At 42.4% G+C, this 10,555-nt stretch carries 7 protein-coding genes; 5 read left to right on the top strand and 2 right to left on the bottom strand.

Translation table 11 applies throughout. The annotated features are described in order from the left end of the window. Positions 1-320: 320 nt before the first annotated feature. From QZZ43_RS18705 to QZZ43_RS18695, 3 genes are all read left to right on the top strand, one after another. Positions 321-788 carry a GMC oxidoreductase gene (locus QZZ43_RS18705; protein WP_291862464.1) on the top strand — a complete coding sequence of 156 codons (468 nt, stop codon included), beginning with the start codon at positions 321-323 and terminating at the stop codon, positions 786-788. Between the two features lie 506 nt (positions 789-1,294). Beyond that, complete coding sequence (locus tag QZZ43_RS18700; RefSeq protein WP_291862462.1) at positions 1,295-2,905, top strand: sodium:solute symporter family protein; 1,611 nt, start codon at positions 1,295-1,297, stop codon at positions 2,903-2,905. Positions 2,906-3,332: 427 nt separating this feature from the next. Continuing rightward, a complete protein-coding gene (locus tag QZZ43_RS18695) occupies positions 3,333-4,058 on the top strand; it encodes a TorF family putative porin (protein WP_291862460.1) in 726 nt (241 codons plus the stop codon). A gap of 191 nt (positions 4,059-4,249) precedes the next feature. On the opposite strand, the gene QZZ43_RS18690 is transcribed toward QZZ43_RS18695, so the two are convergent. Then, the gene (locus tag QZZ43_RS18690) at positions 4,250-4,936 is read right to left on the bottom strand and encodes a DUF2293 domain-containing protein (RefSeq protein ID WP_291862457.1); all 687 of its coding nucleotides are present in this window, start codon (positions 4,934-4,936) and stop codon (positions 4,250-4,252) included. A gap of 391 nt (positions 4,937-5,327) precedes the next feature. On the opposite strand from QZZ43_RS18690, the gene QZZ43_RS18685 reads away from it, so the two are divergent. After that, complete coding sequence (locus tag QZZ43_RS18685) at positions 5,328-6,011, top strand: TonB-dependent receptor plug domain-containing protein (protein ID WP_291862454.1); 684 nt, start codon at positions 5,328-5,330, stop codon at positions 6,009-6,011. Between the two features lie 393 nt (positions 6,012-6,404). Next, a complete protein-coding gene (gene carB, locus QZZ43_RS18680; RefSeq protein ID WP_291862452.1) occupies positions 6,405-9,608 on the top strand; it encodes a carbamoyl-phosphate synthase large subunit in 3,204 nt (1,067 codons plus the stop codon). A 98-nt stretch (positions 9,609-9,706) separates the two neighbouring features. On the opposite strand, the gene QZZ43_RS18675 is transcribed toward carB, so the two are convergent. After that, entirely contained in the window at positions 9,707-10,153 is a 447-nt protein-coding gene (locus tag QZZ43_RS18675) for a hypothetical protein (protein WP_291862450.1), read from the bottom strand. Positions 10,154-10,555 lie beyond the last annotated feature (402 nt).

The following is a 10,555-nucleotide window of genomic DNA, read 5'->3' as shown; positions in this document are numbered from 1 at the left end:
AACATTGATGTGGTGCATCACCTTCCTGGTGTGGGCGAGAATCTTCAGGATCACTGGAAGTATATGTTCAGTGGGCTTGCAAAGAACCCATCAGTGAGTTCAAATCGCTGAGTCCGTGGCGTGCCCCGAAAATAGGTTTCGACTGGCTGTTCCGTCGCAAAGGTCCGGGAGCGACCAACCATTTTGAGGCGGGTGGCTTTATCAAAAGTCGTGAAGATGTTAAATATCCTGACCTTCAGTATCACTTTCTGCCACTGGCCATTCGTTACGATGGAACGGCGCCTGCTGAGGGTCACGGTTTCCAGTTGCATGTAGGCCCCATGAATACTGATGTGCGCGGACGGGTAAAAATAAAGTCGAATAATCCCTATAAGAAACCCAGCATTCTCTTTAATTATCTCTCTACCGAGAGTGAACGAAGAGACTGGATTGCAGCCATTCGTAAGACCCGGAAACTTATCGAAACTGAGGCTATGAGTAAGTATCGTGGCAAGGAGCTGTCGCCAGGCAAAGGCGTGGAAACCGATGAGGAAATCCTGGAATGGGTATCCCGCGATGGTGAGAGTGCTTACCATCCCAGCTGTACCTGCAAAATGGGCTTTGATGATATGGCCGTGGTGGATGACCAGCTAAGAGTGCACGGAGTGGAAAACCTCCGCGTGGTGGACGCTTCGGTAATGCCTTTCATCACCAATGGTAACATTTATGCGCCGGTGATGATGATTGCTGAAAAAGCTGCCGATATGATTCTTGGCAAAAAGCCTGAGGCTCCCGCACAAAATGACTGATAGGGGGTAGATATAATTTCTGTTCCCGACAATTCATAGATTACAAGTGAAGATGCCCCTGTTTTTTTGGAGAATGTACATGCAATGGTTGAAAATCGAACTGACGACTGTTTACGTGCAAATTCCATAAGACAGGAAATCAGAAGGAGGCATCTTCGCTTTAACTTAAAAAAACCAACATGATTTTTTCATCAGAAGCACTAATTCTATTAAGTTTTGACAATTGTTTGTCTGATTACAAAAACAACTTCAATCTCAGCCATTACCACTACAAGTCCAGACCGACATAACTCATCAACAGCAGGGAATGTTTCAAAACAGACTTGATACACGGATTTCTGCTGCCCTGCTTCTAAGCTTATTTTGCAGAGAGATTGCCATGACTGATGGTCAGTGATATCTGCAAAAAAAATTCTAATGATTTTTTTTAGATCGTTAATCTATTTGGGATGTATAAATCCTTGTCAGGTGAAATGATCAATTTTTAAATTTTATAAGAAAACGAGATGAGTATTGACCGATCAATTGTAAAAAACTTATGGCCCACCATTGTTTTGATGCTGGCACTTACCGCTGCTGGCGGATATTTGTTTTTCTTTACTGATTCAGATGTGTTTTGGCCCGGCTTCTTTTCCATGATATTCTTTTATGGTGTAATTTTCTATATGGGCACCTATGCTGCAGAGCTTAAAAAAACCAAAACCACCACCGATGTCATGCTTGCCGGACGAGGCATTCCTTTATGGATCGGAATATTTACCATGAGTGCTACCTGGGTTGGTGGCGGTTATATTAATGGAGCCGCAGAATATGCTTATGATTCGAATTACGGACTGGTGTGGGTTCAGGCACCATGGGGATACGGACTCAGTCTGATTCTGGGAGGTCTGTTTTTTGCACGTAAGATGCGTTCTTATGAATTTAAAACCATGTTGGATCCCCTTTCTCAACGATTTGGAAAGCGGATGTCGACGGTGTTGTTTTTTCCTGCCCTGTTGGGTGAAATTTTCTGGACAGCAGCTATTCTCACGGCTCTGGGAGCCACCTTTGCGACCATTTTGGGTCTTGATATTCAGACAGCTATTGTTGTGTCCTCAGTTATAGCAATCATTTATACTGCTATTGGAGGACTGTGGGCAGTAGCCCTCACCGATGTGGTTCAGTTGGGGTTGCTTTTTATTGGATTGATTATTGTCATGCCTTTTGCCTTCGACAGTGTTGGCGGATGGGATCAGGCATGGCAAGCCTATCAGACCAAAATGGGTTCACTGGCCAATTTCTTACCGTCCAAAGAGGCCCTTGGCGATTATTACCTCAACTGGTGGGACTATGCCTTGTTACTTATTTTTGGTGGTATTCCTTGGCAGGTTTATTTTCAGCGGGTTCTGTCGTCCAAAAATCCTAAAACAGCTGTCAGACTGTCTATTATTGCAGGTTTTGTTTGTTTGTTGGCCGCCATACCTCCTGTGATGTTAGGTATTGTGGGTTCATCAGTGGAGTCCTGGGAGGCTTTAGGTGCAGCATCAGCACCGGAAAATTCCGCTTTGATTCTGCCTTATGTGATTCGTTATCTGACTCCGGGGGCTGTGGGTTTGGTTGGGCTCGGAGCTATTGCAGCTGCTGTAATGTCATCTGTTGACAGCTCCATTCTTTCCGCCTCGTCCATGGCTTCATGGAATATTTATCGTCCGTTGATAAAGCCAAAAATGAGTATGGTAAATCTCACCAAAGTGATCAAAAAAAGCATTTGGATCATAGGTATTGCTGCCACATTGTTGGCTTTGAAAATTACCAGTGTTTATGCGCTTTGGTTTTTGTGCAGTGATTTTGTATATGTACTGCTTTTCCCGCAGCTGGTCACTTCATTTTACGATAAAAAGGCTAATTCTATGGGTTCATTTGCCGGTTTTGCCATTGCACTTATCTTAAGACTGGGAGGTGGAGATCCCACTTTGGGCATTCCTACATTTATCGACTATCCGATGATACAGGACGGGGTAGTACTGTTCCCATTCCGAACTTACTCCATGGTCATCGGATTGATTACTATTATGGTGGTTTCGCGTCTGACACAGAAATATGCGCCGGCCCGGAAGCTTCACAAAGCGATAGCTTAAGAGGAGAAACATGTTTTCCAAAAAATTGCTTCGTTTTACTTGCAATGAACTGTAATTAGAGACTGTCAATAAACTTAGCAAAGTTTGTTATTAGTCATGTGTCTGGTCAGAAAATGCCAATTGCAAAGCCTGCCCCTATTTTTTTTCGGGGGCTTGCGAAGCCGCCAAAAGCGCAGTCCCGATTCTTCGGGATGAGTATTTTGGCGGCAAGCGTAACGCAGCAAGTGGTAATTAATGGACAGACACTAATTAAATGGGATTTACGGGTGGTATGGGTGAGGTTTTCGGTTTTTCCGAAAATCCCACGCAAACCACCCATCCACTAATTTCTTGAATAAGAACGTCATTGCGAAGGAAGTGAAGCAATCTAATGCTTTATGAAAAAGTCTTTTAGACAAAAAAGAATAATTTTTTAAACCATAAAACAATGACAAGAATAATTTCATTCATAGTACTATTTATGATTTCAGGAAATATCCTGATGGCACAAAATGAAACAGAAACCACGAAGAACAAAGTAAATGTTTCTGTCAATGCCGATTTGGTCAGCCGTTATGTGTGGAGGGGTTTGCTCTACAGCCCCAATGTGAATGTTCAGCCCACCCTTGGACTGACAGCAGGTAACTTTTTTGCCGGAGCCTGGGCCAGCTACGGTTTTTCCGATAAATATGCAGAGGTGGATTTTTATGCAGGATACAGCTTGGGCAATTTTACCTTGACCCTCAGCGACTATTACAATGAAAATGAACTGGATTTGACCGAAGCCGACCATTTTAACTGGGACCGTGAAACGACCACGCATGCTTTGGAAGGCACCCTGAACTATTATTTTGGACAGGAATGTCCGTTGACTCTTACCGCTGCCACTTTTTTCTATGGAAATGACCGTGATGTGGAAGGAGAAAATAATTATTCGACCTATTTTGAAGCCAAGTACAACTGGCAGCTGAATGATGGTTATCAATTGTCCGGTTTTGCTGGCGGTACCCCTTCACAAAGCCTCTATGCTGCAGATGCCGCGCTGGTAAATGTGGGGCTGAAACTGGGAAGAACCATTGCCATTAACGAACAAATCTCCTTACCGATAGAAGCATCATTAATTTCAAATCCTGAGGCAGAAGATATTTTCTTTGTATTGAAAGCTACTTTTTAATACAATATACCGTTAAGTTATCGTAAAAGCCTGTCAGTCAATTGTTTAAAGTCACTATACTTAAGGTGTTAAATAGTTGTTTTTCAGTATAATACAATCCATCTAACAGCTAATATCTGAAAATCTAACGATCTATTGTAATCACTACTTTTCTTTTTAATTGTGGACTGACTGTATCGTTTTTCGGGGAGTCAGTCCCTTTTATTTTGTTTTAATGCCTGCCTGAGCGGACAATTTTCCTCCAGAGGTTTCCCTTCCCGGTATTTTTGGAGAACTGTCACCGATTGCCCGGCTAATATGCGACGGACTCTTCTTCTTTCCCCTTTGATGCGTCTGATCGGCAGGTTGTCGTAGGCTGTTGTGCGGTGACGCATCCAGGCAATGACGGCACGGGCGGCTCTCTCTTCCAGTGGAATCATAGATGTACGGGCTACCGTTCCACTGCCTATTGGGATGGCGTGTTCGGTGACGGCAACAGCAATTCTTTTTTGGATGTTTGTGTGAATTGGGTGGAAGTTCAGAAAGACTTCCACTGCTTCAAGAAATTCTTCTTTGTATTTAACTTGTTTTTTGTCCCGTCGCTGAGCAGCGTATTCCTGTCTTTTTTTATAGGTCTCTGTTTCACGGGTGGCTGACATCTCCTCTTTAGCTTTTTTTATGGTTTCGGCAGGCGCCCAGATACCCAGAGAAATGGTGCGTCGTCCTTTCTTTTTCTCAACCCTCCAGAAATTGTTCTTTGAAGTAACTTTTCGTGTCACTCCGGCATCACCTGCCGGGAGAAATTCCCAGCCGGGCGGAGGAGGTACAATCTCACCATATTGGTTTACAAGAGTGTTATGAGGTCCGGGGGAAAATATGTGAATGTTTTTTTGCGTCATGAATGTTCTTTTGCGCAAAAATAGGAATAAAACGACTATTATCCGGAATTACTTATTTCATGAAAAAAGATTGCCATGTCTCTTCATCAAGTTGCGAACGCAGTGAAGCAAACTCATTTTTATCTTAACCATCTTATGCTCCTTATTTGGTTTTACGATTTTTAATATAGGGAAAGCAGTCTCATTCTTATCTTTTCATTATTCCCGGGCAATAGTCATTTGTAATGTGGTTAAAAGTGTTGAATAAGGGTTTTAAGGAATTTTATTGTCTTATATACAAATGGAGTGGAAATGTATCAGGAATTAAACCAAAATGATTATTATTGTTCATATATACAGCGAATAAAGAAGGTCGTTAACCCTAATTAATTTAAATATAAAGGAGGCAACTATGAAAACTATTTTAGTAACTATTCTTGTACTGGTTATGATGTCTGGTATTTCGATGAATGCCCAGACCAGAATCGTGGAAGGTCAGGTAACCACCCTGGATAATCTGCCCGTTGCAAATTTTGAAATACGTGCCAAGAAGAGTGGAGCCGGGATTAATACCGATTCGGTAGGAAAATTCAGCATTGTTACCATGGAAAAGGATGTTTTGCTTTTCAAAGGGAAAGTGTTCCGCAACGAGCGGGTTCGTATAAATGACAAAGTTAAGGATTCTCTTTTTGTAATGGTGGAGTTTATTCCCACTCCTGAAAACAAAAAACTGGCTGTTGGCTATGGATATGTTTCAGAGAGCGATTTGATAAATTCTGTTTCACACATGGATTCCAAAGATGATGATTTTTGTAACTACAGCGATATTTTTGAACTAATTCGTGGTCGGTTTGCGGGTGTGGAAGTGCGGGGACGCGGAGCAGACGCGGAAGTGGTAATCCGGGGCACCAACTCAATTAATCTATCCAGCTGCGCATTGTACGTGTTGGATGGTGTGACAGTAAGGTCTATAGGTCATATTAATCCATGTCAGGTAGCTAGTATTGATGTGGTAAAAGATGCCGGGTCGTCAATTTACGGAAGCAGGGGATCCAACGGAGTAGTAATTATTGAAACCAAAAAAGGCACTGAGTAAAAATTTAAAATTGTGGGTTTTAGTGATAGCGGAAAACATCCCATTGTAGAAACAATGGGGTGTTTTTTTTGCTTTCAGAAATCAAAATACTTCGTTGAACCTTCGTAATAACCTGACAATGATTTGTTTGAAATTAAAACATTCAAGGTATTAAATAGTTGTTTTTTCAATTTGATACAATCCATCTAACATTTAATATCCGAAAATCTAACGATCTATTGAAATCAAATCGCTGATAAATAAACCAACTGTCAAAAAAAAGAAAAAATAACCCGCTACCAGTTAATAAATTTTATTTTTGTGGGGTTAAGATTAACTATTTGTTATTTTTTTGATGGAAAATGCAAGAAGTTATCAGATTTTGTAATCATAATCGACTCAAAAATAAAAACTATGGCTAAAAGAAATGACATACACAAAGTATTGATTATCGGTTCGGGCCCCATTATTATCGGGCAGGCTTGTGAATTTGATTATTCCGGAACCCAGGCCTGTAAAGCCCTGAAGGCGCTTGGTTATCAGATTGTTCTGGTAAATTCCAATCCCGCTACCATTATGACTGACCCTTCCACGGCAGACGTAACTTATATTGAGCCGCTCAACGTTTATGCGCTGACTGAAATCATAAAAAAGGAGCGTCCTGATGCCTTATTGCCCAACCTGGGGGGGCAGACAGCTTTGAATCTGTCGTTGACATTAGCCAATAAAGGTATTTTGGAGCAGTATGGGGTGGAAGTAATTGGTGTAAATCTGAAAGCCATAGAGAAAGGAGAAGATCGTACCGAGTTTAAAAACTCCATGCTTTCCCTTAATATTGATATGCCGAAAAGTAAAGCCGTTGAAACGGTTGAGGATGCTGAAGTTTTTGCTGCAGAACTGGGTTATCCGGTTGTTATTCGTCCGGCTTACACAATGGGGGGTACAGGCGGCGGCCTGGTTTATAACCTGGAAGAACTGCGTACTATAGCTGCGCGCGGCATTGCGGCCAGTATGGTGAGCCAGATATTGGTGGAAGAATCTGTGCTTGGCTGGGAGGAACTGGAGCTGGAAGTGGTGCGTGACTCCAAAAATCAGATGATAACGGTTTGTTTCATCGAGAATGTGGATGCCATTGGCGTTCATACCGGAGATTCGTTTTGTACTGCTCCAATGCTCATTGTTCCTCAGGACTTGCAGAAGCGGCTACAAGATTACGCATACCGCATTGTGGAAGATATTGGTGTGATTGGCGGAACGAATGTACAGTTTGCCCATGACCCGGTGACTGACCGGATAGTGGTGATTGAGATCAATCCCCGTACATCGCGCTCATCAGCTCTGGCCAGTAAAGCTACCGGATTTCCGATTGCTTATGTATCTGCATTGTTGGCCGGAGGATTAACGCTTGATGAGATTCCTTACTGGCGCGATGGCTCGCTGGAAAAATATACACCCGGTGGTGATTATGTGGTAGTGAAATTTGCCAAATGGGCGTTTGAAAAGTTCGACGGACTGACCGACAAACTGGGTACCCAGATGCAAGCCGTGGGAGAGGTTATGAGCATTGGGAAGAACTATAAAGAAGCATTTCACAAGGCCATTCGCTCTCTGGAAATTGACCGCTACGGACTGGGATTTGCGAAAGATTTTAACGAAAAGTCTCTTGATGAACTGATGGTGATGCTCAATATCGCAACCAGTGAACGCCAATTTATCATGTATGAAGCGCTTCGTAAAGGTGCCGGTGTGGATGAGTTATTCGAGAAAACTTATATCAACCGATGGTTTATCACCCAGATGAAAGAGTTGGTTGAACTGGAAGAGGAGATTCTCTCTTTTAAGGGGAAAGAACTTCCTGACGAGCTTTTTATCCAGGCCAAAAAAGACGGTTTTGCCGATAAATATCTGTCGCAGTTGCTGGGTATTCCCGAAAAGAGTATTCGCGAAAGACGCAGGAAACTTGGTCTCAATGAGGCCTGGGAACCGGTTCCCGTGAGTGGTGTGGAAGAGGATGCAGCTTATTACTATTCTACTTACAATGCACCCAATAAGGTGAAGACCAGTGATCGGAAAAAAATCATGGTGTTGGGTGGAGGCCCCAACCGCATTGGTCAGGGTATCGAGTTCGATTACTGCTGTGTGCATGCTGCGTTTGCACTGAAAGATGCCGGTTATGAGTCGATAATGGTCAATTGTAACCCTGAAACTGTTTCCACGGATTACGATACTTCCGATAAACTATATTTTGAGCCCTTAACTGCTGAGGATGTATTGAGCATTTATGAGCAGGAGAAACCCGAGGGCGTGATTGTACAGTTTGGGGGACAGACACCGCTCAACCTTGCTAAAGAACTTGAAGAAGCGGGCGTGAAAATTTTGGGAACATCTCCTCATACTATCGACCTTGCCGAAGATCGTGACCAGTTCCGCCAAATCATGGAGAAACTGGAAATTCCTCAACCGGAATCGGGCATGGCCAGCTCGCTGGACGAAGCGCTGATTATCGCAGATCGTATCGGATATCCTTTGATGATTCGTCCTTCGTACGTGTTGGGAGGCCGTGCCATGCGCATCATTCTCGATGAACAGATGCTGGAGCAATATGTGAAAACTGCGACCATTGTTTCTCCTGACCGTCCTTTGTTGATAGATAAATTTCTGGAAGATGCCATTGAGGCAGAGGCAGATGCAATTTCTGATGGTTCAGAAGCATTTGTACCGGCGGTGATGCAACATATCGAATATGCCGGGATTCACTCGGGCGATTCTGCCTGTGTAATTCCTCCTGTAATTATTCCTCAGAAGCATATTGATACAATGAAAGAATACACACGACGTATCGCATTGGAAATGAGTGTAAAAGGGCTGATGAATATACAGTATGCCATCTACAATGATACGGTATATATCATTGAAGCCAATCCTAGAGCTTCCAGAACGGTGCCTTTGGTATCCAAGGTTTGTGGTGTTTCAATGGTGCCCATTGCTACTGATTTACTGCTGGGGAAAGACCTCAAATCGTTTAATCTTAAAGAAACGGTCTTCAAGCATTATGGCGTGAAAGAGGCTGTTTTTCCGTTCAATATGTTTTCTGAAGTTGACCCGCTGCTGGGGCCCGAAATGCGCTCAACCGGAGAGGTTCTCGGATTGGCCGACAATTATGGAATGGCGTTTTTTAAATCGCAGGAAGCCACCAAGTCAGGTCTTCCTGTTGAAGGAAATGTGCTGATTACGATTGGGAATCGTGACAAAGACAAGATTGTGGAAGTGGCTCAGAATTTCCATAATATGAACTTTGGCATCCTGGCAACAAAAGGAACGGCTGCTTTCCTGAACAAGAATGGCATTGAGTCGAAAGTAATCAAGAAAGTTCATGAGGGAAGACCCAACATCGTGGATGCCATTAAAAACGAGGAAATTCAGCTGGTTATTAACACTCCGGAAGGGAAGGAGAGCGAATATGATGATTCCTACATTCGTAAAAATGCCATTAAATTCAATATTCCTTATATCACAACCACTTCTGCAGCACTCGCGGCAACGGAAGGCATCCGGGAGCGACTTAAAGGGGAGTATAAGGTGAAATCATTGCAGGAATACCATGCAGAAATAAAATAGAATTAAAAGAAAATGATGTAAATAAGGGAACTTCGATTGAATCGGGGTTCCCTTTTTTGGTTCTTTGTGCGGGTTAATCATGATTGGTTGGTTTTGGGTTAAATATTGAATTTAAATTGTGTTAATACTATGGTGTAGATGAACGACCATACAACCTGACCAAGAAAAAGAAACAGGTAATTTGATTTTTTGTGCCGGTAGTATTTTGCAGTAAGAAATGTGCCGAGAGGTATAGATAAAAGAACCGGAGTGAGAATAGCGATTCCGGGCATCCCATATTTAGATTTAAGTAATACCAACCGTCTGTTGGACTTTGTGAATCTTTTTTTTGGCTTTTTCGGGCTTTTTCCTTTTCCCGAGCTCAATTTATTCCAGAAATAGATGAGACCTTTTGAAAAGAACAGGGAGACAATAATACCAATTAATCCACCGATATTGGTGTACAGAATTGTCTCCATGAAAGTCATCTTAAATATATAGATTGCAACAGGGAAAGTGGCAGCAAATTTCCAGGTTGCAGATAATATTATGAGTAATGCTTTCATCAAAATGTTAATTAAAGTTCCGGATGCTTCGGGAGAATTCTCATGCAAGAACTTATTCTTGTTCTTTTGAGAAAATGGTAATTATTTACGCTTCATCCCTTTTGTCGGGCAATAATAATACAAAAAATGGTTCATCATTGTGATGCGTACCGATAAAACACTTCCAAAAGACCAAAATTGAAAAAAATAAACAGTCAGAAATAACAGGTACGACCCGCTTTGGGGGTCGATTCTCATGTAAAGATTCCATCTATAAATATTTGACCCACTTCGGGGTCATTCCTGTATAATTGATAGAACCGAACTTTCGGGGTCATGCTTAAATATTTGATAGAACCAAACTTTGGGGGTCATGCTTTAATATTTGATAGCAACCGAGCCTGAAGGGCTCATATATTTATA

The sequence above is a fragment of the Marinilabilia sp. genome (assembly GCF_016278715.1).
GTDB lineage: Bacteria > Bacteroidota > Bacteroidia > Bacteroidales > Marinilabiliaceae > Marinilabilia.
This window is presented reverse-complemented; position numbering and strand designations above follow the sequence as displayed.